General features: G+C 57.4%; 15 protein-coding genes. 8 read left to right on the forward strand and 7 right to left on the reverse strand.

All coding sequences use genetic code 11. The annotated features are described in order from the left end of the window. The 7 genes from queE (at nt 1) to H0274_RS00545 (ending at nt 12217) form a co-directional block, all read left to right on the forward strand. Entirely contained in the window at nt 1-633 is a 633-nt protein-coding gene (gene queE / locus H0274_RS00515; protein ID WP_226792087.1) for a 7-carboxy-7-deazaguanine synthase, read from the forward strand. Next, nucleotides 633-1007 carry a 6-carboxytetrahydropterin synthase gene (locus H0274_RS00520; RefSeq protein WP_224812447.1) on the forward strand — a complete coding sequence of 125 codons (375 nt, stop codon included), beginning with the start codon at nt 633-635 and terminating at the stop codon, nt 1005-1007. The genes queE and H0274_RS00520 overlap by 1 nt, the downstream gene beginning before the upstream one ends. Then, on the forward strand, nt 1004-1714 hold the full coding sequence (gene queC / locus H0274_RS00525) for a 7-cyano-7-deazaguanine synthase QueC (RefSeq protein ID WP_226792090.1): 711 nt from the start codon (nt 1004-1006) through the stop codon (nt 1712-1714). Before H0274_RS00520 ends, queC begins: the two co-directional genes overlap by 4 nt. Then, nucleotides 1711-2739, forward strand: a complete 1029-nt coding sequence (locus H0274_RS00530) for a hypothetical protein (RefSeq protein ID WP_226792094.1) — start codon at nt 1711-1713, stop codon at nt 2737-2739. The genes queC and H0274_RS00530 overlap by 4 nt, the downstream gene beginning before the upstream one ends. Continuing rightward, on the forward strand, nt 2736-3503 hold the full coding sequence (locus H0274_RS00535; protein WP_226792097.1) for an HAD family hydrolase: 768 nt from the start codon (nt 2736-2738) through the stop codon (nt 3501-3503). The genes H0274_RS00530 and H0274_RS00535 overlap by 4 nt, the downstream gene beginning before the upstream one ends. Before the next feature lie 189 nt (nt 3504-3692). Then, nucleotides 3693-5903: a hypothetical protein gene (locus tag H0274_RS00540; RefSeq protein WP_226792101.1), complete on the forward strand. Its 2211-nt coding sequence runs from the start codon at nt 3693-3695 to the stop codon at nt 5901-5903. Beyond that, the gene (locus H0274_RS00545) at nt 5900-12217 is read left to right on the forward strand and encodes an AAA domain-containing protein (protein WP_226792104.1); all 6318 of its coding nucleotides are present in this window, start codon (nt 5900-5902) and stop codon (nt 12215-12217) included. The genes H0274_RS00540 and H0274_RS00545 overlap by 4 nt, the downstream gene beginning before the upstream one ends. On the opposite strand, the gene H0274_RS00550 is transcribed toward H0274_RS00545, so the two are convergent. The 4 genes from H0274_RS00550 to H0274_RS00565 are packed head-to-tail and all read right to left on the reverse strand — an operon-like array spanning nt 12214 to nt 19516. After that, entirely contained in the window at nt 12214-12912 is a 699-nt protein-coding gene (locus tag H0274_RS00550; RefSeq protein WP_226792107.1) for a hypothetical protein, read from the reverse strand. The genes H0274_RS00545 and H0274_RS00550 overlap by 4 nt on opposite strands. A 17-nt stretch (nt 12913-12929) precedes the next feature. Continuing rightward, nucleotides 12930-16166 (reverse strand): hypothetical protein, encoded by a 3237-nt coding sequence (locus H0274_RS00555; protein ID WP_226792110.1) that lies wholly within the window; start codon nt 16164-16166, stop codon nt 12930-12932. Further along, nucleotides 16166-17059, reverse strand: a complete 894-nt coding sequence (locus H0274_RS00560) for a hypothetical protein (RefSeq protein WP_226792113.1) — start codon at nt 17057-17059, stop codon at nt 16166-16168. The genes H0274_RS00555 and H0274_RS00560 overlap by 1 nt, the downstream gene beginning before the upstream one ends. Before the next feature lie 9 nt (nt 17060-17068). After that, nucleotides 17069-19516 (reverse strand): DEAD/DEAH box helicase, encoded by a 2448-nt coding sequence (locus tag H0274_RS00565; protein WP_226792118.1) that lies wholly within the window; start codon nt 19514-19516, stop codon nt 17069-17071. A gap of 405 nt (nt 19517-19921) precedes the next feature. Between H0274_RS00565 and H0274_RS00575 the strand changes: the two genes are divergently transcribed. Then, complete coding sequence (locus tag H0274_RS00575; RefSeq protein WP_226792125.1) at nt 19922-20557, forward strand: S24 family peptidase; 636 nt, start codon at nt 19922-19924, stop codon at nt 20555-20557. A gap of 16 nt (nt 20558-20573) precedes the next feature. Here the strand turns inward: H0274_RS00575 and mobF are convergent, their stop codons facing one another. Genes mobF through H0274_RS00590 form a run of 3 tightly spaced genes read right to left on the reverse strand, consistent with a single transcriptional unit; the run spans nt 20574 to nt 26182 of the window. Continuing rightward, nucleotides 20574-23489: a MobF family relaxase gene (gene mobF, locus H0274_RS00580; RefSeq protein ID WP_226792128.1), complete on the reverse strand. Its 2916-nt coding sequence runs from the start codon at nt 23487-23489 to the stop codon at nt 20574-20576. Between the two features lie 58 nt (nt 23490-23547). Next, nucleotides 23548-25860 carry a type IV secretion system DNA-binding domain-containing protein gene (locus tag H0274_RS00585; protein ID WP_226792131.1) on the reverse strand — a complete coding sequence of 771 codons (2313 nt, stop codon included), beginning with the start codon at nt 25858-25860 and terminating at the stop codon, nt 23548-23550. Further along, a complete protein-coding gene (locus H0274_RS00590) occupies nt 25850-26182 on the reverse strand; it encodes a hypothetical protein (protein WP_063511268.1) in 333 nt (110 codons plus the stop codon). The genes H0274_RS00585 and H0274_RS00590 overlap by 11 nt, the downstream gene beginning before the upstream one ends. Nucleotides 26183-26865 lie beyond the last annotated feature (683 nt).

Genomic DNA, 26865 nt, shown 5'->3' on the forward strand with positions numbered 1-26865 from the left:
ATGGCTTATGCGGTCAAAGAGATATTCAAAACCTTGCAGGGCGAAGGCGCTCACGCTGGGCGCACGGCTGTTTTCTGCCGTTTCTCGGGCTGCAATCTTTGGTCGGGGCGCGAACAGGACCGCGCGAGCGCGCAATGCTCCTTTTGCGACACCGACTTCGTGGGTGTGGATGGGACCGGTGGGGGCCGTTTCGCGGACGCGGAATTGCTGGCACAAACAATCGCTGATGAATGGGCAGGCTCGAATGAGAGTCGCTATGTTGTGCTCACAGGTGGTGAACCGTTGCTGCAGGTCGATGCGCCTTTGGTAGATGCACTTCATCGACACGGTTTTGAGATCGGGGTCGAGACCAATGGTACGCGTCCTGCCCCAGAAGGCATCGATTGGATCTGCGTTAGCCCTAAAGGGGAAAACGAACTTGTCTTGCGGTCGGGCAACGAACTGAAGCTCGTGTTCCCGCAGGCAGGCGCGCCACCTGAACGCTTCGAAGACCTCGAGTTCAAGCACTTCTTCTTGCAGCCAATGGATTGCGCCGAGGCCGGCCAATGCCTCGATGACACGATCCATTACTGTCTCGAAAATCCTCGCTGGCGCTTATCGCTCCAGTCGCACAAGCTAGTCGGAATCCGCTGATGTACGAACTCTCGAAACAATTTCGCTTTGACGCAGCTCACACACTCGATCGGGTCGTCCAAACCGAGTCCAGCCGCAGGATCCATGGTCATAGCTATCGCGGCGAGGTCACGCTCCGTGGAAGGCCTGACCCTGTAAGCGGTATGATTGTAGACGTTGGTATTCTGGAGAAAGAACTTGAGAGCGTTCGGGACGCGCTCGACCATCGTTTTCTGGACGACATCAACGACCTAGGCCCGGCAACCATGGAAAATCTGTGCCGTTGGATCTGGAACCGACTGAAGCCTGAGTTCCCGGCGCTTTCGAAGGTCAGTGTCTACCGCGACAGCAATAGTGATGCGGTCACCTACTGGGGCGAGGAAGAGCTTGCATGATTGCTGACGAGAAGGCTCTCGTCCTTTTCTCCGGCGGGCAGGATTCCGCGACTTGTCTTGCTTGGGCACTTGAGAACTTCAGCGCTGTCGAGACGGTAGGGTTCGACTACGGGCAGAGACATCGGATCGAACTGGAATGTCGTTCAGAGCTTCTCGCGCGGATTGTTGAGATCAATCCAACCTGGAAAGAGAGGCTTGGAGCCGACCATACGCTCGATCTGTCGGTTCTCGGCCAGATCAGCGAGACGGGACTGACCCGAGACGCCGAGATCGCCCTGCGCGAAGACGGATTGCCGAACACCTTTGTGCCTGGCCGCAACTTGTTGTTCTTCACTCTTGCGGCGGCGCTCGCATTCAGACGCAAGGCTCGACACATGATTGGCGGCATGTGCGAAACTGACTACTCTGGATATCCTGACTGCCGCGACGACACACTCAAAGCCCTACAGGTCACGTTGAACCTAGGGATGGGCAGTCGAAGCGTGATCCACACGCCCCTGATGTGGATCGACAAGGCTGGCACCTGGGCATTGGCGCAAGATCTGGGCGGCGACCTTCTCTTGGATCTGATCACAGAACATAGCCACACCTGCTACCTTGGCGAACGCACAGTTCGCCACGAATGGGGCTATGGCTGCGGAACGTGCCCTGCTTGTGAGCTTCGAGCACGAGGATATGAGAGTTTCCGCGAAGGCACCAGGTTTTGACTGACTCTGGCACCACTTCCGACGATGCTTCAATCGCTTCTTCGACCAATGAAAGCGGCGGGCCCGAGATCACTCCGTCAAAGGTAAAGACCGGCGCAGGCCTCCATGCACTTCGTGCGACGGTATTATCGTTTTTGGATCGGCCGATAGACTTTTACCCGCGCCTTGAGGCTAAGGTTCGCAGCGTTCCCTCGGATGAAATCGTCAATCGGTTCTACAATCCTAAGCATGGAGTAATGGCCGCCTGGGCCAAGATCGACCCCAATGATTCCAATCTTGATAAAGCGGTCGACCTAGCCAAAGCATCACTTCAAGAAGCGAAGGCGCAAACTGAATATCAGGATCAGAAAGCGACGCGGTTGCTAACGGTCTCAACCTTTTTGACTGCTCTCGCTGGTGCATTCTTCGCGTCATTCTCGACGAATTATCCTCTAAGAACCTTGCAAGATCAGGTCGGAGCAGAATGGTGGCTTCTTTCGGCCACCTACATCTCATTCCTCCTCTTTATCTTGTTATCACTCGGAGGGGCGCTGGTTACCTTTCATGCGTCGCGCACTCGCTTCAAATATCCTTCTGAAGCAACAGTAGATAGCCAGTCAGGCAGAGCCCGCTCCTTTCTGTTCTTTCGCGAAATAATTGGCGTCACCCCGGAAGGTTGGGCGAATTCCTTTGTAAATGTTGGAGAGTCTACAGGAACAATGACTGTAGAAATCAACCCAATTCTGAAGGTAGAGTACCTCAAAAACTATGTTAGCGAAGCTTACCTCGTTTCTGCCAAGACAGCAGAGAAGTTACGGTATCTTCAGCCTGCTCAGAGTCTTTTATCTTATGCACTACGTTGCTTGATAGTCTATGTAATGTTGCTCGGCTATGTTTTGACCTGCGTGGAACCGACAAAGCCCACCCCACAACCGACTGAAGTTGAGATGATCGGGGGAACTCTTCACGTGGACGCTTTGATTGAACGCTCGCAGACTCCAACTCAACAGCCAACTCCAACCAAAAAGACTGACCCAGAGCAGTGATTAGGGCGAGCGAACTCGTCACAGTTTTTGTCGATGCAGACAACACTCTGTGGGATACAGATAGAGTGTTCGCGAGCACTCAGCTCCGCTTGCTTCACGACGTTGAGGAGTCACTCGGACTCACATGGCCAGATGAAGATCGTCTTCAATTCGTGCGGGCAGCAGACCAAGAGCTTGCCTCCCTACATCATGATGGCTTGCGCTACCCGCCTGCATTGCTCGTACGTGCCCTAAGCTTGGCCCTGGATGGAATGGATCCGGTTCGGGCAGCGAAAATTGCGTTGCATGGAAGCGAGCCTGCAAAGATCTATGCCGACCAAGAAGGCGTAATCCTCAACCGCTATTTTCAATCTCTGAAGGCACTTCCACAACTTAAGAAGGGCGTTGCAGACGGCCTTAGGCAGATGAAGGAGCTTAACTGGAACATCTTGATGATCACAGAATCTGCTGTGACGCGAGCAAGGGAAACTGCCGACGCTTTGAGCATCTCTCAATTCTTTGACAGAGTACTTGAAGGCCGCAAACGCCCCGAACTGTATCAAAGAATCCTGAAACTAGTTGGCTCTCCGTCCAACGCCTACATGATCGGTGACCAAATTGATCGCGACATTGCACCAGCGAAGCAGGCGGGGCTCAAGACAATCTACTTCCCCGGTGGCTTTAAGCCCCGTTGGCACGACGAGGAGGCCTCGCCGCCTCCGGATTTCGTGATCTCCGATTTTAGAGAGGCTGTGCAAATTATTCGCTTGGAGCACGCATGCTGACTGCGGAAGCATGGTGCTGCGCCTAGAGGTTTGGCTTTATATACTTGATTGCCAAAGGCCTTCAGTCGATGAAGGGGCACTCCAAATTCTCTCAATCCGTGGGGCGTAGATTTGTCAAAAGGGCTCAGCGGTTCGACTATTAAATCGTGGTTCCAATACCGCTGCGAGCGCAAGACGCGCTATGAGCTAATGAATGCCACTGAGCGGGCTTCAATCCCGATTGGATCAGATACCCGCGAGCAGAGTTGGGCAATCCTCGGTGTAGACTACGAAGATCGAGTGGTGTCCAAACTAGCGAGGCAGCGGCAGGTTCACCTCAATGGGTCCGAGATTTGCCTCCCAACGGCAATCACCAATGCCTTCCTAAGAGGCGAAGGGAGCAAAACGTTTGCAGCTCAGGTGAATGTGCGCCCGAAACAGATTCCCTCTGTGTTTGGCGAGATTGCCGATTTCAACCTGCGAGACACATTCGCTGATCTCGTTCGCCGAGATTTCATCGATGGCAAACCGAGCTTCACGGTTATCGATATCAAGGCGACCCGCGCTGCTCGGTCTTTCCACAAGACCCAGGTTGCTTACTACGCGATTTTGTTGAGCCAGGTCCTTTCCGAGAGGAAAATCGAGGGAACCGTCTCCCAGTTTGGAGAAATCTGGCGAATTCCTGATAATGGGGATGCCTCTGGAGACGGCCACCAGGTCGACAGCTTCCCGCTTGCTCCATACATCCGGCTCGTCGAGAGCTTTGTCGGGCAGACGCTGCCCAAGATTGCCGCGCGAGAAGTGTCACCTGGCACTGACGAGACCTTTTTCCATCTATATTTCAAATGTGAGCAATGCGCCTATTTGACGCACTGCTTGACAGCAATCGATCCGGAAAGACCGCCCAACAAGCGGGACGTCTCTGCTGTTGCGGGTCTCTCACACGAAGGGAAGAGAGCCCTCCTCGATCACGGCATACGATCGGTCAAATCCTTGGCAGAGCGGGCGCAAGGCATCGGCAAAATGGATGGAGTCGGTTGGTCGCTTTCACGGCGAGCCGAACAACTGATTGCCCGTGCTCGCGCAATCAATGCCGGCCATATTCAAGCTGGGGCCGAAGAGCAGACTTTTCTGATGCCTCCGCGTTCTGACGTCTCAATCTACTTGCTGGCCGATCATGATCCAGTCGATGATGGTCTGGCGACGCTTGGCTATCTATTGGTCCGAGATGGAACTGTTGAAGAGACCATCAAAGTTCTTCCGACGGCTGACAGGAAGGCGGAGGCCGATGCGCTGATCGAGGTGTTCTCGAAAGTTATCGCCGATCTCCAAATCGTTGACGCGCACAATCAGGCGCTCTCCGACGATGATTCAGGTGCCTTATTCGCACATATCTATCTCTATGAGCCGAGCGAGGCGAACGCGCTTCAGAACGCGGTGAAGAGACATCTGTCCGACGCGAGGATCAGGACGGGTCTCTTACATCTCGTCCGCATATTTCCACCTGAAGAACTGGTGCCAGAGCCCGAGTTCAGGGGCATGAACCATTTGCCTGCGACTGCGGTGAGGACAGTTATCGAGCAGCTATTCGCGGTCCCAACGGCGGTATCCTATGACCTGCGGCAAGTATCACAGGCGATGGCAAACGATGGGCTCATCCCAAAGCCCTATGCCCCTAGCGAACCATTCCATCGCCCGTTTTCCTCACTTCTTTCAATTGAAGTAACACGTGGAATCCGAGAAGGACGCAAGGACCATGTGGCCATAGCCGACGTCGAAGATGACGTTCGAGGCCGATTGAATGCCCTTCGCGAAATCGTCGAGTGGCTGCAGAAAGACAATCGCGACCGCACTGATCGCAGCGAGCGACCCACTTTGCGATTGAACAAGCTACCCTTCCGTTTGCAGGCAACCTTCGACCCGCTTGAAGCCGGTGACCTCGATATCCTTCGCGCTTTGGAATTGTTGGAGAATCGAGCCGGAATGCTGGATACGTTGATCCGTCTCGCAAAGCCGGCCTCGTCCCGGCGCGATAATGGCAACGCAATCGGACCGCTTTTTCTTATCGGAATCAACAAGACCAAAATGGGCCGAGTCTTCGTGTTTCGACGACCCGCCGAAGCTATGGACGTTGATCTTGAGGGTGGGCTGGGCCTCGTCTTGAGCGATGGGAGCCCTGATGTACTCCTCGATCCGCGCCGATGGCCTGACCTGAGCTGCCAGCTGATGGATCCTGGACCGAACGATGACACAGGAATGCTCAGGGTCAGTGTATGGAATTCCGTCTTCGATAGTCCAACGATGAAAGACCTAGTGCGCCGCCTCGACAAAGATGGGTGGTGGATTGACCGAACTTTCGTCGACTTCAATTCGCCCAAGGTGGCACGCTTCATCGACTATCTTGCCGGAGAAGCAGCATGAGTGTTCGCACTGACGTGCTGCGGTTCTTGCAGGAGCCGAAGGCGTTCTTCGATGATGTCAGCGATGGCGATGTTTGGCTCGCAGGCCTCAACGAATTTGCCATCCCCTCGATCGAGGAGAAGGGAGACAGGCATCTCCGGGAGGCTCAAGTCAGCGCCTGGGAAGGCCTCGCCCATCGAAAGACAGGATTGATCCTTGGACCGCCCGGGACCGGGAAGACGTTTTTGCTCTCCTGGCTGATTGCTGGCTACTGTGCGGCCCGGCGTAAAGCGGGGTTACCAGCCCGAGTGCTCGTCACGGCGTTCACTCGCAACGCGATCGGAAACGTTCTTGATGCTGTGCGGGATCGGCAAGTGCTGCATGATCCGAGCGCACCGCCACCGCTTTTCCTCGGATCGCCGCCAGCAGGAGGGCTCGCGGACGGCGTGCTCACCTACGGCGCAAAGGAGCAAGGTCAGGTCATCGACCACCTCAATGGCGGCGAAGCTGTGACGGGGATGACAGTCTGGTCTCTCTACAGACTTCTGACGACAGGAAATCCGCCAGGTGGCGATGGCATGAGCGCTCCGCTTTTTGACCTGGTCTGCATTGACGAAGCCTCGCAGATGGTCCTCGGACACGGTCTACTTGCCATGGCTGGACTGGCCGATGCGGGGCGCGTGGTGGTTGCAGGAGATGACCAGCAATTGCCGCCCATCAGAGCAGGTAGACCGGTAACCATCGAAGGTCGCGAATTGGGCGGATCGCTTTATGCGTTCATGAAATCGGTTGGTGCCGACGAATTTGCGCTGGAAGAGACCTTTCGTCTCAACAAACCTCTCACATATTTCCCCGAGAAGACCTTCTATCCCGGCAAATACGTGTCGCGTTCTGAAGCCAGTAAGCTTGAATTGCGCGAGGACTGGCAAGCTGACTTGTCACAAACCATACGCTTGGCGCTAGCACCTGATTATCCGCTCGTCGTCCTTCTCCATGATGGCCCCACTGCCGCTACCGCGAACCCGTTCGAAACACAGATCGCGAGTGAGATTGCAGCCGCATTTGCCCACCGCCTGACAGCTGATGGAACTCCGCCGTCCGATCTCTGGAGCAAACGGCTCGCGATCGTCAGCCCGCACAGGGCGCAAAATGCGGCGATTAGAGCGGGGTTACCTGACTCCATTCGAGCCGACGCGTTTGTTGAGACAGTCGATCGCATTCAGGGCAAAGAGCGGGATGCAGTCATCCTATCATATTGCGTGGCGGACCCAGAATTCGCACTCACGGAAGCTGAATTCATATTTTCGCCTGAACGATTGAATGTTGCGGCGACGCGAGCGGGAAAGAAGCTGATTGTTATTGTCAGCAAGCGCCTCCTGGAAGCCGTACCATCTGACCAGGAACTGCTCGATAAGGCAGAACTCTTGCGCGAGTTTGTGTTTTCCTGCCCCTCGATCGTGACCTCTCAGATACAAGGTCCCGCGGGACGCTCCGTAGCGATTGATATCAGGGCGAGGGGCTTCGATGACAACGAAGCCGACGTTGATCTGACGCCTGATCCGCCGCCGGTGGAAGTGAAACACGAGATGACCGACCTGGCACGAGGTGTCCTCGAAGTCATCAATCGGCTCGCACTCGACAGCGCATATGGAAATGCAGCCTTGTCAAAGGTCAAGAGTGCCATGGCCTTACCGGCTGAGCCATTCGCTGAAGCGTGCCTGCTTCATCACCTCGGATGGATTTCGTTACGCCAACAACCCCGGCGCGATGGCAGTGAACCCTTCTGGGTCGCAAAGCCATTCAAGGAAGCTCGCAAGGTCTTCAGTGTAGACTACGACACCGTCAAGAGCCGCATCGAGATGTGCGTGCGCGAGGCCAAGACCAGGCGCTATGCATTTTACACGGACGTGCGCGATCGCTTTGCTTGGATGGACAAGGAGCGCAACGATCTTTTGGCTCCTGTAATCAGTCGCCTGGAGGAAGAAGATTTCTTACGCCTCGAACCTGTAGGCAACTCGTTTGCGATCGTTGTGAAGGCACTTGCAGAACTCGATTCTCTGCCGGAGCCGGAAGAGTTGGATGGGCTCGGCGACGAGGATTTTGCAGCGCTCAATCGCTTGGAAGAGCTCGAAGCAAGTCGCATCAATTTCGGGGTCTATGACAGCTGGGTGTCGACGGTCGAACTCGCTCGAGATCTCAAGGTCCCTCTCGACCAGTTGACCGCATCCTTGTCCAAGCTTGAGGCGCATGGCCACTTGCTTCTGGCGGATGAAGGCAGAGTGCGCAGTCGCTTCGCGGAGATTGGACGAGAACTTAAGCACGTTAAGCAGCGCTTTCGCAGCGACGATGCAGACACACGCCCCTATTTGGTTCGGAGCCTAAAGGCCGTCCTTCGAGAGCGAAACAAACCCACCCGATCCATTCGTTTGGCAAGCGCTTTCGATCAGGCTTCGAAGGGCACCGATTCCTCGATGGGACATGCTCTTTCGGGGATGGCGCGCGTTCTGCACGAGTTTTGGGGCGAGGAAGCAGCCTTAGCGAAATTCCAGGCCGACAGCCTGACGAGTATCGTTGCGGCCTGGCGCGGTGAAGGAGAAGACGCTTTTTCGATCGCCGCTGACACAGGGTCAGGGAAGACCGAAGCTGCAGTATTGCCGCTGATCGCGGGAGCTTTGGCTGACGGCATCGACGGGGTGATGGGCACTCGTGCGATCCTAGCCTACCCACGCATTCGACTGGCCGCCAATCAGGCACAGAGATTGGCCCACTACTTGTCGATGTTCGGAGCCGACCAAGAACTCCCAAAACTTACCCTCGGCCTTCAAGTGGGTGAGGTTCCTTGGGACTTCGAACGAATTCCAGAAAGGCTTCAATCCCTTTGGAAGGTTGCAGGGCCGAACGCGTTTGTCTTCCCATTCTTTGCTTGTCCTAGCTGTCAACATGAACTGATCCTTCGGCCAAGCGCAGGAGCCAAGGGCGCCGACCTCCTGGCCTGCAACGACTGCAAATGGTCATTTGATGGGTGGATCGGCTCGAAGACTCGGTTGGCCGAAACGCCCCCTAGCCTCTTCCTGCCGACCACCGATAGCTTGCACCAATGGCTTCATGATCCAAGATATGGTCGCATTTTTGGCGACGACATGGACTGTGCGGCTCCGCGTGCGCTTCTGGCAGACGAGATCCATCTCTACACCCATATCCATGGGGCTCAGGTGGGCCTTGCTCTCCAGCGCTTGGCAGCGCGTGCGCAGACTTCGAGAACCGATGGAAAGCCAATGCTGGCGATCGGGATGAGCGCCACGGTTGGCGACCCTGCGTCAGCATGGTCGAAGCTCATCGGCCGCGATCAGATAAAGGTCATCCAACCGAGCGAAGAAGATGCCGAACCAAACCCGAGAGGGCGTGAATACTTCTACTTCGTACAACCTGAGGTTGAATCTCGCGGAGCAGACATTGCCGGTGCATCTACGACCATCCAATCGCTTATGTGCATTGGCCACGGCATGCGACGACGAACTGGATCTGATGGCGGCTTTCGCTCCCTCGTATTCTTCGATTCAATCGACAAGATGCGGCGTCTGCACAGCGCATTTATCGACGCTGAGGAAGGAAGAGAGCTAGCTGCTTATCGCACCCGCGCATATGGAGATGATGCTGCCGGGGAGCCTCAGACAGAATGTTGCGGACAGCCGCTTGGCTGCGGAAGGTTCGCGGATGGGGAATGCTGGTGGTTTGCCGCAACTGACAATCGGCAAGTCGGCGCGAAGGGAAGAAGAACGCCGGGCCAACCGCTCGCGGTAGCTTCGTCGCCAATCTTCTCTGGTACTGGCGGTAACGCGGAACGCCTTGTGAAAGGCTCGGATGTAGTGTTCGCAACCTCCTCACTCGAGGTTGGGTACGATGATCCGGACATCACCCTCGTTTACCAGCACTATGCGCCGCTCAACCTCGCCAGCTTTGTGCAGCGAAAAGGCCGCGGCGGACGGGGCGCAGACGACCGGCCCACAACTGCGGTGACGCTCTCCATCTATTCGCCTCGCGACAACTGGTGGTTCAATAGACCTCAAGACATGGTCTCGCCTGTCGGCTTCGAGGCTCCGCTCAATCCATCAAATGCGTACGTCCGGCGAGGCCAGGCGGTGGCGACATTGCTTGACGGGCTTGCTCGGTTCGAACGAAGGGGTGGAAATGCGCTCAATCAATTCGGACAGCCGAACTCCGATGCCTTGGCATCGGCAAAAGACTTGCTCGATGTCATGTTCGGTGGAGCGATCTGGGACGAACTTGGGGTAAAAGACGCAGAGGCGCTATGGGCAAAGGCAACTGAGGAGCTTGACCTCACCACCTGTGACACCATCCCCCAAGTTCGGATGGCTCTAACATGGGTGCCGGGAGCACTGTTCGAGACCATCAACTTGCCGACACTCGACATCCTGGGCGAGGATGTTGTCGGGGGAGAGCGTCAAGACATTTCGCTGGCATTATCGACGGTCGCGCCAGGCAACGCTACGAGGCGCTTTAGCGGACATGCCGTCCACTGGATTGCGCCGAACGAAGGCAGGGCACCGTGGTTCGGCGAAAGCGATTACCTCGGGCGCGGTGGTCAAAGCCTGCGCGCATCGACGGAAGAGCTTCTAACCGAATTACCCATCGATGCCCGAGAGGCATTGGCAGATGTCCACGAAACTCTGTTCAGGCCGAGGGCTATCACGGTCAGTCGCCTCGGACGGATGCAAGGCGCTGAATGGGTCGGCGAGATCTGCCTGAAGCAAAATGACCCTCGCCAATGGACAGAGGTGACGAGGGATGAAACCTCTGTCCGCCATGATAGCCGAGGAGAACTAGCAGGCTTCGTCCTAGTTTCCGCCAACTGCGAACCCGCCGAACTTCTCTCAGTTGAGGATACCAATGGCAAACTCAGCAAGCTCGGCGTCTATCTGGCAGGCGTCACCGAGAACAAATCTTCGGGTCTCGACATTGCGAGAGTTTATTGGGGGGCCGACGCGGAAGTCCGCTTCGATTCACGAGACACTGAGCCAGTCGCATTTAATCAGACCTTCGTGCATCCCAAGACGCAGCGTGCGTTGCTGCACGGCTACAAGGTTACCACTGAAGGAATTCGGTTCGAACTCGGAAAGGACGCCATCGATCTGGCTGTCGAAGAGACTTTCGCGAAAATGGAACGCGACCAGCAGGAGCGCCGCTGGCGAAGCGCACAGTTCACACGCTACCTGGTAGACAGTCGTGCCCGTTCTATCGGGATTAATGCCTACGAAGCTCGTCGCGGCGCAGATTTACTTGTGGCCGCTGCCGGCGACCCCGAGCTGCGCACCGAACTCGCCAAGCTAGTCCGTAGGCGCTGGGATGATCGGCGCTTTTCATCCCTGCTGGAGGACGCAAGGCAGCGAGTGCTTTCCTGCCATCCGATGATGACGCAGCGCCGAGTAGAGCGAACTGCGGGCTTGCTCGCCAATGCCAGGTTTCGAGACATGCTCGATCAAATTTTGACTGAAGTTGGCGATGAGCAAAGTATGCGCGGCTATTTAAGGAGTTCGCTGCTGCATGGCCTTGCACTTCGTTTGAAGTCAGCAGTAGCGATGCTTGGCGGAGGCGATGAAGGCCGCATGTTCGCGCATGTTCGTCTGCCCCTCCAATTCGGCCAGGATGCGGAAGATCTGATTACGGTTGCGGAAGCGGGCTCTCATGGAGACGGCACGATCAGATCCGCGGTTTCTCAAACGGACAAACTTATGCAGATCTGGTCGAACCACCAACTCTGCGAATGTGGCAATGCAGTCGAAGACGCGATGCTTCGAGTTTTCTGGAGCCTGCGTTCAAAGCACGACCAATGGCGCAGCTTCAACCCTCGCGACCCATCCGCGCTAACGGCGATATCGCAAGAGCTGAGACCAGGCGCCGATAGGCCGCTTCCGGCTTCGATTTCCCGTGTCTTGTTTGGAACCGAGAGCGTCGGCGCGGAGACATTTTCCCTATATGATATCGCGGAAGACGTTGAACAGGCGCGAGATCGGACCATCGAGAGAATGGGACGAATCCCGACCGATTGGGAGCTTGCCAGTGCCGCTGTGACTGATGCTGAAAGTGGGGCAAGCGGCGAGTTAGCGCGGTTGTTGGAAGCTTATGGCCTCCTCGACGAACCGGACGAGGAATCCTTTAGTCCCACGGCCAGGCTCGCGGAACAGGTTTTCCGTTTGGGAGCATCGCTTTGTCACGATGGTTGCAGGGCTTGTGTGCACCAGTCGAGCGACCTCATGGGTGACTCCCTGGTCTATGCGAGCACCAGTCGGACACTGCTGGAACGCTTCCTAGCCTAAATGGGGCGAACTTTGAGGACATCCAAAGAACCATGTTCCTCAAGCCAAGCCCAAACTTCATCGGTCACGTGTTGCAAAGTTGCCTGTTCGTTTGCCAGAGCGTTGATAAAGAGTGCGACGTCCCCATCGCCCAACTCGTTTTCACGCTCAGCCTGTAGGGCTTCATAATCAGCAAACAATTGCTGAATTGTCGCAAGGAATTCTGAGGCCCTTGCGCCGTCTTGGACAGCAATAGCCTCTCGGCCACATTTCGCCATTTTGCTGCCGAGATCCGATTGCCCCAGCAAGCGATCGAGTAGGTCTCCAATCGGTATCAGCGATCGAAATTGCCTCTGGACAATGTCATCCCAACGGGCGCGGAGGTCTCTATCCAGTCCGTTCAGTTCGCGATTGAGATCCTGTTCATACGCGAAAACCGCCTTATCGAGGGCCGTGACATCGGCGGACTCCTCCAGCTGGTTGCCGACATCCCAAGCAAGCTCAAGCACATCGCTCAGCTTCTCTGCTCGTCTCGATTCAGAGGCATAGTCAAGGCGTGTCGCGATCTCTCTCAGCGCCTCGATACGCTTTACCCGCTCTGCTGCCGACGCCAGACTTGTCGTCGCCTTTCCCAAGTTCTCGCCGAATTTTCGCTGCTCGACTGCTGTTGGCAGATCGGTCAGGAGATGTTCGAGTTCTGCAAGTGCATCAGACATCGACTATGCTCACATCCTTAGTCCAGGCCGGTAGCCAATTTGATTTGCCGCCCGATCTCGTGAATTGCGGAGAGGGAAACTCCCTTTCCTGAAGCACTGACGCAGTCGCGCGCATGATCGCGCAACTCCTGGACAGCCTTTTCGCCTGATCGAGCGAGTTCAAGAATATCCTGAAGTTCGCGTGCTGGCTGTTCGGACAGCCAGGCAATTCGCAGCGGAAGCTTAGCCGGAATTTCATCGTCATCGAGAAAGGCGTCGATCAATTCTTCGACTGCAGGGAACCGCTCGGAGTTGCGCTCGATTGCTCGCGGCAACTCTGCCTTCCAGCTTGCAACCAATTCGAATGCCACGTTTGGAAGCAAATTCGACGACTGCGTGATTGCCTTGTCCAGTCGATCCAGATGGCTTTCGATTGAAGCCTTTCGCAGCAAGAAGTCGAGCGCTTCGGCGCGATCCTTGACCTGTTTGAACTCAACAGATGCGATCGTAGACCGGTTCTTGTTCCAGTAACCGGCCAACTCCTTGGCTTTGCGCATGTTCTCGGGCAGCCCGAGGTCGGCCTCAGGCGCTTCAACCATGAATCCGCTGTCCCTCAATTGGATGATCGCCGCCAGGGTTTCGCTTGAATCGATCAAGCCAGGCGATTCCGTCGAGATGAGTTGCCTCAAGTCGACTCGAATGCGCTCGTGCCAGTTCTTGGTAGCGTTCAACCAGTCGTTCCAGGGCTTGGAGCGCGCGCCAGGATCACTGACAGCTTCATCTTCATCACTGAGTATGTTGCGCAGTTGGTCGATCGGCTCTGCCTTCGGATCGAGCACGCCTCGCAGCCATGCCCGAGCCTGGAGAACCTGCGTCATGGCGCCGACCGGAGACCAGATCTTACTGTCTTCCGTCAATGGCAGGCGGCGTTCGAGATAATCGACCGCGAGGGTTTCCAGGCGGCGCATCAGAATTGACAGGTTCCGAAGATGGAAAGCCCGATCCTCGGTACCAAGTGTATCCCGGTCGATATCGAGAGTGAGATAACTTTCAAGCCCGACACGAACCCACTCTTCTGGCGGAATTACCAGATAGTCGCGCGATCCGGACGTGCTGCCGTGGAGCTTGACCATCTCCTGTGTGATGATCTTGTCGAACAGGAAGGGAGCAACGCCGGTCGAACGCTTATCGAGACTATCGACGAGTAAGTGCAGCAAGCCATTCCATTGGCTCGCGTTCTCAAGTCCTTTGCCTTGCACCCATTTGGCGAGATCGAGCCGCATCTGCTCGCGCTTGTTGCGAGTGGGCCCGCGGTTGCGAGGAGGGACGCTCGTCCGGTTCGTATTCCTCGAAGTGACCTCAGATATGAGACGCCGCCTTTGCTCACCTGGCTCTGCGACTTCGGTTTCCTTCGTTTCCTCCGTGGCTGGCGATGGTTCTTGAGAGGGAGGCGCAGGTGACGGGGCGACGGCTGGCCCAGCCATCGTCGCCTCATCTTGGCCAATCCAAGGCAGCCCAAACGCCTCGAAGATCGTTCGGGTAACGCCAGCGAAAGCGAGCTCGCCTTCGAGTTCGACCGTGTCAGCGGATTCTGGATTTCCCCAGTAGGTAACCAGCCGGCGGAATCTCCGCGCCTGATCATCGTCTTCGATTTGAGCGGCAATTATCTGCCCGAGACGGGGTGCCACAGCGATATCGGGCTTCCGTGACGGCTCAAACGCCGAATGCTCGATCAGAGGTCCAGGGAATCTCTGTTGTTCCAAGAGTTCCGGCTGCGAGAGGTTCGGTACAACAACGGCCTGCAATATACCGCGCGGCGTACGCCATGTCTGGCCATCATCATCCACCTTGAGCGCTTCGTAGAACCTCGCGAGAGCTGTTTCCGTAAAGGGGAATAGTCCAACACCTTCGCTATCGCCGAAAGTCTTGAAACAACTCTCCTGTTTAGCGCAGGCATTGCAGGGATTTGGCGGTGGCTCGAGCCCGCTTGAATCTTGGTTTGCTGTTCGCCAGGCTCTCAAGGCATCGGATCCTGCACGCACCGCGTTAAGATAGCGCGATACGAAGGCGACACGTTCTTTACCTTCCAGATCGTCGACATCGCCTCCGGCCATTTCGCCCAACCGGATCTCATGCGTGATCCGTTGGCGATAGTTGGCCTGAAGTTGTCTATAGTACGCGGGCGTAAGGCCAACGACCGAGATCAATGGACAAACGTCCTGCTCCGCCTCGTCTCCTCGTGCCGTAGCGTTGAAAACCAGCACGTCGATCAGGCTGTCATCGAGGCCTTCCCAACTTGTAATATCCTCTAGCAGAAGGACGAGGCGCATATCCCGGGTTGCCAACGCCTGTCGGACCTTTCGGAAAAGGGTCTTGAGACCCTGTGCAGAAACGCCAAGGACATTCTGGATCGCATCGTTTCTTCGGCGATTCAGCGACGCGATCAACTCCAGCGTGGTAGGAATTTCGTCCGCAATTTCACTGGCGATTTCGTCGGGAAGCCAGTTGTCGCGCTTTAGGCTCTTGATCTTGTCGGATTCGGTCGCGAGAGCACTACCGAGTTTCTTGGCTCCACCTAGGAGTTGTGACGCATATTTGTAGGTGATGTCTCCAAGTTCAGCGACGTCGAATACATTGAAGGAGGCGCTTTGCTGATCACGGTTGCCATCGGCTCCGTCCAGCAATGTCAGTATCCGAGAGGGAGCAGACCATTGGCTCCGTATCTGGCTGTTCCCGAGCAATTCATCTGGGCGATAGCGCTCGCACCACCGTTCGTCAGGCATCTCTTCCTCGAAATGCCCTGGGGCCATCATCGCAGAAAGCGTGTTCAGAAAGATATTGGCTCGCCCCTGCAGGGTCGCTCGCTGGGGCGTGCCGAGCCCTTCGAAATGCTCGTGAAATTCTTCAGGGAGACGGTCCTTTAACTGTCGTAGAGCTCCTTCGAGACTCCCGTCTGCGCGTCTCAGAAGGAGCTTTACGTCTTTACCTTTCGGCCAATTGACCGAGAGCCATCGTATGAGGTGTGACTTACCTGATCCCGGCTCACCCTGAACCACACAAAAAGCATGCTCTCTATCGGGATCGGATAGGGAAGTGAGTACCGCCTGCTCATCTGCCCCCTCCAAGTCCGCCGCGCTGGTGCCACTGACCTCGAAACCATGGATTGGCGTATGTGTCGCGAGAAAGACTGCATCATCGCCCTCAAGGGCCTCTGTAACCAGCATCGAGCGCGTTTGTTGTGCGGTCCAGCAAACGCGGAAAGGATGTTCACTCATCAGTGCTTCACCTCGGGCCAGATTTCGACCTCATCGAAGCTTACGCTGCGCGTGGTGGGATCCGGGCAAAGCGAGATTGCATCGGCGGTATCCCGCGACAGCTTGAGCGAGATCTTCCCTTCCGAACTCAGGTCCCGCAGAGCGTTGCTCAAAACCGCTGAAAGCGTCCTGGTGTCTGCGGTGTAGCCTTTCCTTGCGCATGCCTGCCTAAACAGTCGCCCCCTATCCAAGTAAGGACACCGGTTCGCCAAGAGGTCAACAAAGGCTCCGGCCGGCATGGAAGTTTGCTCTTCGACGCCGGCTCTCCGCATCTCAATCTCGATCCGCCTCGCCGGCAAAGGATAATCCACCAGCCTAGCGTCAGGCATCTTGACGCTCAGTCCCATGAAGAGCAGCCAACGTCTCCACGCAGGGACTTTGGTCGGATTCATTAGCCGCCCGTCCTCGTCCTCGCCGACCAATCCAGCATCCACGAGATCGGCGAATTCAGCAGCCCCCAACTCATAGAGCCAGCCCAAATCACGCCGGGAATGGCTTTCGACCACCAGCCACGCATAGGCTTCGGCAATGACCGCTTCGATATTGCCTTCATCTCGACTGCAAAGAAAATCGTGGACGTAGTCCGCCAACTGCGCCGGTGTCTTTAGCTCGCCCACATCGTGCAATTGGATCTCGTCTCCATTGCGTTCGACCAGTTCCAGCGCTGTCGCGGCCCCTGTTCCGTTTGCGGCATTCGTCGCCTGAGCCGCGACCTGCTGCCCTCCAGCGGAATAGCCAGGGTTTAAGATGGAAGAAAATTCACCGCGCGGAAGTCTCCCACCCAGAGCGCCTAGTCCCGCAATCAAAGACCAGACACGCTCTGGCGTACCTTGAGGGTTAGAGAGAATACTCATTCCTAGAACTCAGCCCCCTGCCAAAGACATGAGAAATTCTTGTGAGATTGGTGCGTGATGGGAAACCCACTGGTCAAATCTACGCCCACGATACTGCCTGTCCCGCCTTGCAACGACAATAGAGGTAAATGCCGCATCCTTAGCCCATTGAACAAAGCGTTCTACGTGCCACCCGTTTCTTTCATCAGGAGAGACGAGCAATGCGGTCGGCAGATTGGCAAGTTTGCGGCCTTCGGTCCATTCATCCAGTGTAAGAATAAGTCCGAGCACTTTAGGATCTTGACCAAGGGCATCCGCAATCCCCTCGGCGAGTTCTGCATCGACCACAAATTGCTGGATCCCGATGCTCGTGATTGTGTGGACCAGCGCTGGCAAATTGGTCTCAAGAGTACGATCCACGGGTTCGACCAAATGCACGCCATGAGAGATCTTCGAGTTTTCGAAGGCGGGCGTGTCCTGCCAGGCCGCCTCCAGGCCCATGGCCTCAACATGCCGCGGGGGCCTGATCAACTGATCTCTGCAGTGAGGACAACGACCGCAACTCGGCAGGCAGGTATTGGGCTCGATGAGCTCGAAGGCTGTCCTCACCATGCATGCATCAAGCGGCTTGCGGACGAGATTGAGCCAGGGTGTTAATTCGTCTCGTGCGTTGGCCACTTCTCGATCGCGATGCTCATAAATCTTGTCCCAGGCCGATGTAGGGTCATCGGACAGAAGGCCGCCGTCACTGATTTCGATCTCCCATACGCGCGCTTCGTCACCGCCCTTTGGCTTCACGGCTTTGATTGAAATGGCCTGAGCGCGCTGAAGAAGCGTGAGCAACGCCATGTTCCAATTTCGATTATAGTCTGTCGATTCTGGCCGAAGGCCCTCTCTGATCGCGTTGAGGTCGACGCTCATGTGCCATTTGCCGCCCACCCAGCCTTGGTCCGTTGCTGAGGATCGCATCGCCGCCCATCGCTTCTCGGCCAACTCGCGCGTCAACCAGCCGCCAACGGCCATCCGTCGAGCTGTTGAAACATCATCTCCGCCTTCTCTAGAGCCAGTAAACAGCAAGGCGGCGAATGCTTGCCCACCATCGCGCGCGGCGCGACCGATTTCCTGATACCAGCGTGCCGCGCTCTCCGGCAGGCACGCATGAATGACGGAACGGACATCGGCCTTGTCGATGCCGATACCAAAAGCAGACGTTGCAACGATCAGATCGTAGTGATTGTTTGACCAATCCTCGATGATCCGCCGTCTATCTGCCGAACCCGTGTCACCCGTGAAGAGAGCCATCTTTTGGTAGCCTCGATCATCGGACAACCATTTGAAAATGCGTTCTGCATCGACCACTTCGGTCGTGTAAACAATTGCTGGGCGAGGGGCACGATCGACCACGAACGACAGCGCTTCCTGCCTTTCCTCGTCGGAACTGCACTGGCTAACAACGATATCATGTTCGTAGCGCGGGACCCTGGCGTCGATCTCCAGCCACTCGCCAGTTAGCGACCAATCGCGCCGCAGGATTGCTCGTGCTGAAGGTGGCATGGTCGCGGACAGCAGCACCGCACGCACGTCGGGGTTGGATTTACGAAGCTCCGCGAGCAATCCGGGAAGGCGTTGGAAGTCGGGACGAAAGCTTCTGCCCCAACTCTCAATTATATGCGCTTCATCGACAAATAAGTGGGTAAGGCGGCCGTTAAGTCCAAATGCGGCGGCTTCAGGCGAAGCGACCTCTACTAATCGACTGACAATATCTGAGCGAAGTGCAAGCTCTGGACCCAGAAGCAAGATAGGGATTTCTCCGCGCCTGAATGCATCGACCACATCTCGGATACCTTCACTGCCGAGATCTCCGATCAACGCGCGGCTACCCTCCAAACCCGGGATTCCCCGCAAAGTTCGCTCATGGTCGAGTGCTAGCGCTATTGTCGGTGTCACAACGACTACGCACGAACCCACGTGCGATTCCCTTCCGTGAAGGGCTGCCAACTGAAACATCAAGCTTTTACCAGCACCTGTCGGGAGCGACACAAGCAATCCCGATCCAGCAGGGGCAGTAAAGAGAGCCCGGACCGCGGCCTTTTGGGAAAGTGATCGATAGCCGGGAAGACTGGTCAGACGACGCAGAATGCCATCGCCGACACCTTCCTCAAGATAGCGTCGACTCTGGGAATCGACGTGGATCTGAGGCCACCAGAACGGTCCGTCCTCGTCACGTATCCGGATCGCGCTTGGACCGATCCTAGCGAGACCAAATCGCGCAAGACCCTCATCGCTGAATCCAGAAAACTCGTGATCGTCAGATTCAAATCTTCCACCACTCAGCCATGCCAACGTCCGAAGCAATGCAAGCCGATCACACTCACTGGTGCTCCGGTCCAAGGCCGCCAGAGTTCGCGTTCTCAATGCCGGGGCCCATGCCTGTGAGAGCCATGGATTGTAACGGGCAGGTTCTGATCCAGTGCTCATGGCTCTCACTTCTTCCAGAGCCAAACACAAAAATCAAAGCATCATCGCTACATCTTGTTGAACCAAAAGAGGATTGGCCCATCGATCGCGACAAAGGGCTAATCAGGCTGTTTCTTCAATCTTGGACCATGTGAAAGATAGCGCTCAACCTTCTCCACGGTTCGCCGGCGCGGCCGGCGGCCAGCCCTTAGATCAAGCACAAAGCGCGGATCACCGACGGCGCGGCGCCCGAACCGCGTTGCCGAAATGTGCGTTTCCTCGAGATGACGCTCGATGCGATCCAGCAATTCCATAATCCACCTCGACTCACTCGGCACTTGTGTTCCTGTTTTGTTCCTATTAGGAACGACCCGATGAGTCTAGGAAATTTCCTTTATCCCGGCATCGGCCGGAAGGGTGCAAGCGATGGAACAAGTACGGGAAGAACTCGACAGGCTGATCCAGCAAAGGCGGCTTGGTTATTCCTCGATCTCCCGCATGATCGGCCGCAACTCGTCATATATCCAACAGTTCATCAAGCGGGGTTCTCCACGTCGATTGGACGATGCCGACCGCCGTACGCTGGCGAGTTTCTTTGGTGTCGATGAGCAACTCCTGGGCGGACCGCCTTTGCCGGTGCGCGATGGCTTGATCGAAATCCCCGTGCTCGATGTCGATGCATCAGCCGGTTTCGGAGCAATTGCCGAGAGCGAAACTGCGCATACACGTTTCGGCTTCGACGAACGTTGGCTCGCTCGGCTGACGCCTGCAAAGAGCCCCAGCCTCTCGATCATTCATGTCCTGGGCGACTCCATGGAGCCTACGCTTAGCGACGGAGACGAGGTCATGGTCGATGCGTCCGACCACGGTTCCCGGTTGCGTGACGGGATTTATGTCCTGCGCGCCGACGATGCTCTCGTCGTCAAGCGCGTCACCCTCAAGCCTGGTGGGCGCAAGATAACGATTAGCAGCGACAACCCGGCCTACCCGAGTTGGGACGACGTCGACAGATCTGAAATCCAGGTCGTCGGTAGGGTCATCTGGTTCGGGCGTGCGATCTGAGATCGGTTGCCAGGTTTCAGATACCGATCTCGAAAGGCTTTACCCTTTCCTTTGTCAGTTCGGGCTTGTCACTTGCAGGCGAAGCGCTGCCAACATCCCTGTCTTGTGAAAGACCCTTGGCAGCTGCCGCCTTGAGCCTTTGCGTTACTTCGAGGGCCGAAGCTTTCTCGCCGCTGTTGGACTTGATAGCCCGGCCGAGTTTCTCGGCATTGTCTGCAATCAGCGTAAGGCCGTCGCGAAGCCGGGTGACCGTGACCAGGAAGGTCTGCCGATTGGCGAGATTGCGCTCGCGGCTGTCCATCACCGCGATCCCGCGATCGGAGGTCAGTCCCTGCGCCATATGCGCATTGAGGGCATAGGCGAGGTCTATGCGTTTGAGCATGGGGTCACCGCGGCTCAGGCGGAGCTCTTTGCCCGCTGATGTCTCCACCAATACGCCCTTTGTGTCGATGGCCACGATCCTCGCCTGGTCGGCGTTGAATAGCCCGCGCTTGTGGTCGTTGTCGGTCCAACGGATCTTATCACCCTCAATGATGGACAGCGATTTGCGTTCGAAGAGCGACAGCCGGCTATCGTCTGCGCCCGGCCGCAATCGCGCGGGATTGAACTTCCGAACTCGCCCCTTCCTGTCCTCAAGCACGAGCTGCTTGCGCGCATGGTCGATGGTTTTGACGGTGTAGTCGCCCTTGGAGAGTTTCTGGGTGCTTTCGCGCGAGCGAAAGTTGAGGACCATGCCTGGCTGGTATGTGCGAAGGTATCGCAACTCCTCGTGTGTCACATTCATCCGCGAATGAACGGTCAGACGGCCCGATCGTGGGCCGAGCTCGCCATTGGCCTTGAGTCCGCGCTGGACAGCCTCGTTAACCGCAGACCGTAAGGCCCGTCCCGACGCGTAGATCGAGGTCCGATCCCGCTCCGCCGGGCTGAGCGAAAGCCACTTTTCGGCAGCAACAATCGCACTGTCCCCGCGAGCCTCGATGGTTGAAGGAGAAAGAGCCTGGAGCGCATCGTCGATACGTCCCTCCTGCGCGGCGGCCTGGGCTCGCCGCAGGACGGGATCGCGGCCGCGCAAATTCACATCCATGTTGGCGCGCTTGATCCCGGCCTGCTGGACAAGGTCGAAGGGCTTACCGGCATCGACGGCGCCTAGCTGTCGCTTGTCACCGACGAGAACCAGACGATGGACTTCGGCTAGGTTTGCCAGCCGTACCAGCTTGGCCTTGTCCTCGTTCGACACCATCGAGGCCTCGTCGAGCACCAGGACATGGTCTCCGAGCGCGCTCCGAGCCTCACTCAGCAACGTAGCATTTCCCGGCTCGTGCAGAAGCCTGCCCCATTGGGCAAGAAAGCGGGCGATGGTCATCGAACGGATGCCGGTGTCGCGTTCGAGCATCTGGATGAGCGTGTTCTGCACCGCGAGCCCCAGCACTTGCTTGCCTTCCTCGCGGAGCAGCTGGGCGACCGGCTTCATCACGCTGCTTTTGCCCGCCCCGGCTATGCCCTGGATCGCTACGATCCTGTCACGCGATGAAAGGACAAGGCTCGCCGCATTCTCCTGTCCTTCGTTGAGCGAAATTCCGTGGTTGATCGCTGCAACAGCCTGAACCCGTTCTGCTGCGTCTTTCCGATCCAGGATGGGCAACACTGCACCTCGTCCCTGGTCGACATTCGCGAGAATGGTGCTTTCAAGGTCAAGCGCCTCGCGGCTCGCCAGCCAGCCTTTGTGCTCGCCTTTGCCGGACTCGAGTGCGCCGCTTCTGACCAATGCGTTCACACGGATTTCGACATGCTCCACCGTCGTCGGCAGCCCAAAATCGAGCGCAGCCTTCAGCAATCCCTCACGCGGGAACGCTGCCTCGCGCTGCGAGAGATGGCGTACCGCAGAGGCCACAGCTTGTGCGGCCGCGATGGTCGGCGCATCCTGCTTGAGGACATGGGCAGGGATCAGTGGATCAGCCGGATCGCCCTTGATGCGCTGCGCAAACTCCCTCAGCTTCGCAATCCCGCGATGAAGGAGGCTTTGCTCTTTCGAGGCTTCGGAAGCCTTCGCCGCGGCACGCATCTGGGATGCATCAATCAGACCACCGAGATCGAGACCGACCTCTTCGGCTCGCTGGCGCCACGACGAAAGAAGACCCTCGCGATCGCGCACTGGCTCTTTGCCTTTGCGTGTTTCCAGCGTTGCGACAATCCCTGCCTCAAGTCCGCCCCCTCGCCTGGCTGCGAGGACTTCTTCGCGCCGCGTTGAAAAGGCCATGACCTGCTCGCGGGCAATGCCCGCTGCTTCGAAATTGCCATGCTTTCCAACCGGCCCTGCTTCGTAGCCCATTTTCTCGACCGCCAGACGAAAGCGCGCCATGGTCATCGAGTTGAGCAGGGTGTTGAACGACCAAAGCTTGTCATTGCGAAGCGCGCGCCACTTCCCGTCGCTGCCTTGCGTGACATTTGCCACGACCGCATGAAAATGCAGGTTCGGCTCCTGGTTGCGGTTGGTGTCGTGCTGGAAAAGACCAATCGTCAGATTATCTGTCGCGACCTTCCCGTAGCCAGCCTGACTGCCCATCCGGGTCTGCGCCGCGTTGTTTTCTGCCCAGCGCAAGGTCTCGATGACGGCCTCGCGATAGGCATCGATTATCCGCTGGTCGCCACCCACCAGCGCGAGCAACGACCAGCTTTTCGGCAGTGAGAATGTGAGGTCGGTTCCCGGCCTGTGGGCTTGGCCCGCATTGCCGACCTGGATACCACCGGGAAGTTCTCCCCGCAGCAAGGCATCGAACTGCTCGGCGCTGACGCGGCCCTCGAGACCAAGTCGTTCCGCTCCCTTCCCGATCCAGGTTCCGGACCGATCGGCATCGGCGCCGATGTAGTAATTGTCTGCCGCGAAATAGCTCGCGGCGGCGGAAGGGGAGCGCACATTGGCGACGGAAAGCATTCTGTCTAATCCTCGTCGGGCTCCCCTCGCGGCCAGGTAATCCCTCCCCATTTTCCTTTCACATGTCGGGCTCGAACTCGCCGAAATCCTTTTCCGGAGGATCTGCGACCGCACCTTCACGCAGGTCCTTTTCGACCGGCGTGAGTGGCTGGCGCCCGTTGGCAGCTGAACGGCCACGTTGCGTCGAACCAGCCTTGCCAGCTGCGTCATCGCCGGCGGCTCCTGGTTCGGACGGATGCTGTTCCGCGCCCATTGCTGGTGCATCCTCACCGGTTTGCACGGCGGCGAGAGGTAGCGTTGGACCTGCATCCAGATGCGAAACGGAATGGGTTTCGGCACCGAGATCACCAGCAGCGCGGCCTGCGTTCAGCTTTTCAAACGGCACAGGCTCCTGCCGATCTTGCAGTTGATCGGCGACGCGGCGCTGCCCCTCCAGGTCGAGTTTGTGCTGCCTTAAATCGACAGGCTTACCAGCACCGTCATCGTTCGAGGCGGGATGCTCGTCATTCGGTTTCGAACCCGGTTTTGCCTGGAGCGTAGCTGCCGCCGGACCCTGGCCAGACTTTTTGAGCGGTTTCTCGCGGGCGATGAATCCCTCGGCAATACGGCCACGCGTGCGCGGAATGAGCGATACCGGCGCAGCGGGGAATCCGTCGGGAAACTTGATGTAGGCCGACAACCGCGGAAGGTTCATGAACTGGTCGGGTAGAAGCAACGGCTCGATCTGCCGCCTCGGCGTCAGGCTGACTGCGTCGCGCGCATTGTTGTACCCGTAGCTGTAGCCTTCCTCCATGTCGCGCACCTGGCGGTGGCCGATGAAATCGGAGCACCAAGTCGCCGTTTCGCGATCGGCTGTCGCCAGGATGAGCTTGGTGCGCGCAAGCGAGGACAGTGTCATGGCCATGTTCTCGCCGTAGACTTCCTTGAGCTTGGCAAACGCATGCACCCCGGTGACGATCGCTCCGCCGAAGTTGCGCGCAGTTTGCAGCCCCTTTTCGAGGGCCGGTAGTCGGTGAAGGGCGCCGAGTTCGTCGATCAGAAACCACATCCGCAGGTCCTGTGTGCGCTCGAGCGTCATCAGCGTATTCATCGCCGTGTCGAGCCACAGCGTCAGCAACTGCGAGGAGATACTCATGTCGACATAGCGGGCAGAGAGGAACAGGATCGAGCCCGCTTGGCAGTCGCCTTTGACCCAGTCGCGGACCGAAAAGCGCGGTCCGGATGAGGGCAAGAGCTTGAGCACTTTCGCATTCGCATTAAACACCGCGCGGATCGATTCCGCCATGCGGGCCGCCTCCGGAGCGGTCAGCGGATCGGCCATGGTACCGCGCATCAGCTTATGCACTTCGGACAGGTCAGCGGTCATCAGCCGCCGTGCCAAAGCCTCGTTGGTTGCCGTGCCGGCACGGGCAAGATGGAGACACATCTCGACGAACAGCATGCGCGCCGCAAGCACCCAGAATTGTTCTGAACCACCCCCGTCATGGGGCACGAGCGCCTCGGCAGCGGCGTGAAACTCAGCTTCCGTCGTGCAGTCGTTGAACACGCTCCATAGCGGACATCGAACATCGACAGGATTGAGAATGATGTCGCGCGCGGGATCGTAGAAGGCCTCAATGAATGCCCCTGTGAGGTCGAAAATGACCGCGCGCTGGCCGCGTTCACGCGCTTCGGCAACTAGCTCGGTTAGCGCCACGGTCTTGCCGGTTCCGGTTGTGCCAATAAGCATGGCGTGGCTCTGCTCGAGCCGCCACGGCCAGCTTACACCGGCGAGATGTGCGGGTTGGTAGTGGCCCGCTTCGGCGAGCGCCGACGAGCTCGCAAGCCGCCACTTCCAGCCGAACTTGCGTCCCAGTTCCTCGGCCCGGAATGCCTTGTTGTGACGCTCAATTTCTTCTTCGAGTTCGTCGAGCGAAACAAGCATTGCCCCGCGCTCGTGCTTGCGCTCCTTCGACCGCCCGCCAAAGCGCTCGGCGAACCACCAGAAGAACACGAATGCGGGGATCAACAGCACCGCCGAGACGAGCAATCCCTGCTTCACTGCCGCACGAAACGCTTCGACCGCCCCGCGCATCGGCGGGAACTCGCGAACGATGTCAAACGGGAGGCCGACTCTTTCGCCGTCAAGCAGCTCAAGGTTGACCAGTTTGGCCGGATCGAACTCCATGAAGGCATAGAGACTGGCGTAGATATGCATCCAGACCAGGTAGATCTGGTGATCACTCAGAGCCGACCGCACTTCCCAATAGCAGGTGCCGACCGCAACCAGGCCGGTGACAATCAGAGGACCCTTAAGCCCCGCGGCAAACATGAAACCGAAGTGGCCGAGCAGTTGGCTCCCGCGGGTGAAGTTCAGGAGATTATGCTTCATGGGAATGGCCTCCCATGTTCGCGTTGACGGGGAGGCCAAGACGCTCGAGGCGTCGCCGGTACGCCTCGTGAGTACGATCGCGCAAACTCGCGTCAGAATGGCTGGCCAGAAGCGCATCGAGCGCCACCGAAATGAAGATAGCCTGGCGCGCGGGATCGAGCCCTGCGGGGCGGTCCTTCGCCTCGTTATCGCGCTGCCACGCTGCAACAATGAGGTCGCGAATAAAGACGCTGACACTCACGCCATGGTCCGCGGCACACTGGCGAACCCAGTTACCAACGGAGAGAGATACGAATGTCTGAAGCCGATCTTGTCGGGTCATGAAACAGGTTCCTTGTCGGGCCGACGGAACCTGGCTCACCTTGCGGAAGGTGCCGATGAGAATAAATCGTGAACAACTCGCAGTCAATCGAAAGATTCGGACTATATTTCAAAATGATAGATGTATGTGAGTTGTCAGCGGATCAGCGCAAACCCGCTCTACTCGCAGACGGGTTGATTTCGCCCAAAACCATATTCTTCAGCAATAACAGAGAGATAAATCCCGAAATCGCGGGGTACGGTGTGCTCCCTTGTTCCCATGTGCTCGGGGTGGTCCAGACAGTGAGGGGGATTGATCAAGGACGACCTTTTCCGACCTGCTCGTTGGAGCGCGAGCAACCGGGCCTGGCAGCTCACCGCATGCAGATAGTAAGCAGTTGGACGCCTCCAGCCAAAGACAGCACCTGCGAAAGAGGCAGCGGCCAAGGGCGCGTGGGAAGCAAGGCAAGCGGGGCATGTCGCCTGCCCAGCTTCCCGCCGCCCGACCCGTTGCCGGTTCGCAAGTGCGCGCGGGCCCCAGGAACAAATCACGCCGCACCCTCAGGAGCGCATCGCAAGATGCGCGGGACAGAGTGCGTCCACAGCCCCGCTCCATTTATCGGGCGCCGCCGCATTGCGGTGGGCGGCCGACAGAGCAACCGACCGAACCGATTTTTTGCGCTTGATTGGACTACCCGGCAAACA

It is taken from the genome of Fulverythrobacter ferritrahens (assembly GCF_020539485.1).
Classification (GTDB): domain Bacteria; phylum Pseudomonadota; class Alphaproteobacteria; order Sphingomonadales; family Sphingomonadaceae; genus Andeanibacterium; species Andeanibacterium ferritrahens.

What these genes read in the sequence shown, in the direction of transcription:
- queE (WP_226792087.1), top strand. Translation starts at nt 1, where the DNA reads ATGGCTTATGCGGTCAAAGAGATATTCAAAACCTTGCAGGGCGAAGGC.
- H0274_RS00520 (WP_224812447.1), top strand. Translation starts at nt 633, where the DNA reads ATGTACGAACTCTCGAAACAATTTCGCTTTGACGCAGCTCACACACTC.
- queC (WP_226792090.1), top strand. Translation starts at nt 1,004, where the DNA reads ATGATTGCTGACGAGAAGGCTCTCGTCCTTTTCTCCGGCGGGCAGGAT.
- H0274_RS00540 (WP_226792101.1), top strand. Translation starts at nt 3,693, where the DNA reads ATGAATGCCACTGAGCGGGCTTCAATCCCGATTGGATCAGATACCCGC.
- H0274_RS00545 (WP_226792104.1), top strand. Translation starts at nt 5,900, where the DNA reads ATGAGTGTTCGCACTGACGTGCTGCGGTTCTTGCAGGAGCCGAAGGCG.
- H0274_RS00550 (WP_226792107.1), bottom strand. Translation starts at nt 12,912, where the DNA reads ATGTCTGATGCACTTGCAGAACTCGAACATCTCCTGACCGATCTGCCA.
- H0274_RS00555 (WP_226792110.1), bottom strand. Translation starts at nt 16,166, where the DNA reads ATGAGTGAACATCCTTTCCGCGTTTGCTGGACCGCACAACAAACGCGC.
- H0274_RS00560 (WP_226792113.1), bottom strand. Translation starts at nt 17,059, where the DNA reads ATGAGTATTCTCTCTAACCCTCAAGGTACGCCAGAGCGTGTCTGGTCT.
- H0274_RS00565 (WP_226792118.1), bottom strand. Translation starts at nt 19,516, where the DNA reads ATGAGCACTGGATCAGAACCTGCCCGTTACAATCCATGGCTCTCACAG.
- H0274_RS00575 (WP_226792125.1), top strand. Translation starts at nt 19,922, where the DNA reads ATGGAACAAGTACGGGAAGAACTCGACAGGCTGATCCAGCAAAGGCGG.
- mobF (WP_226792128.1), bottom strand. Translation starts at nt 23,489, where the DNA reads ATGCTTTCCGTCGCCAATGTGCGCTCCCCTTCCGCCGCCGCGAGCTAT.
- H0274_RS00585 (WP_226792131.1), bottom strand. Translation starts at nt 25,860, where the DNA reads ATGAAGCATAATCTCCTGAACTTCACCCGCGGGAGCCAACTGCTCGGC.
- H0274_RS00590 (WP_063511268.1), bottom strand. Translation starts at nt 26,182, where the DNA reads ATGACCCGACAAGATCGGCTTCAGACATTCGTATCTCTCTCCGTTGGT.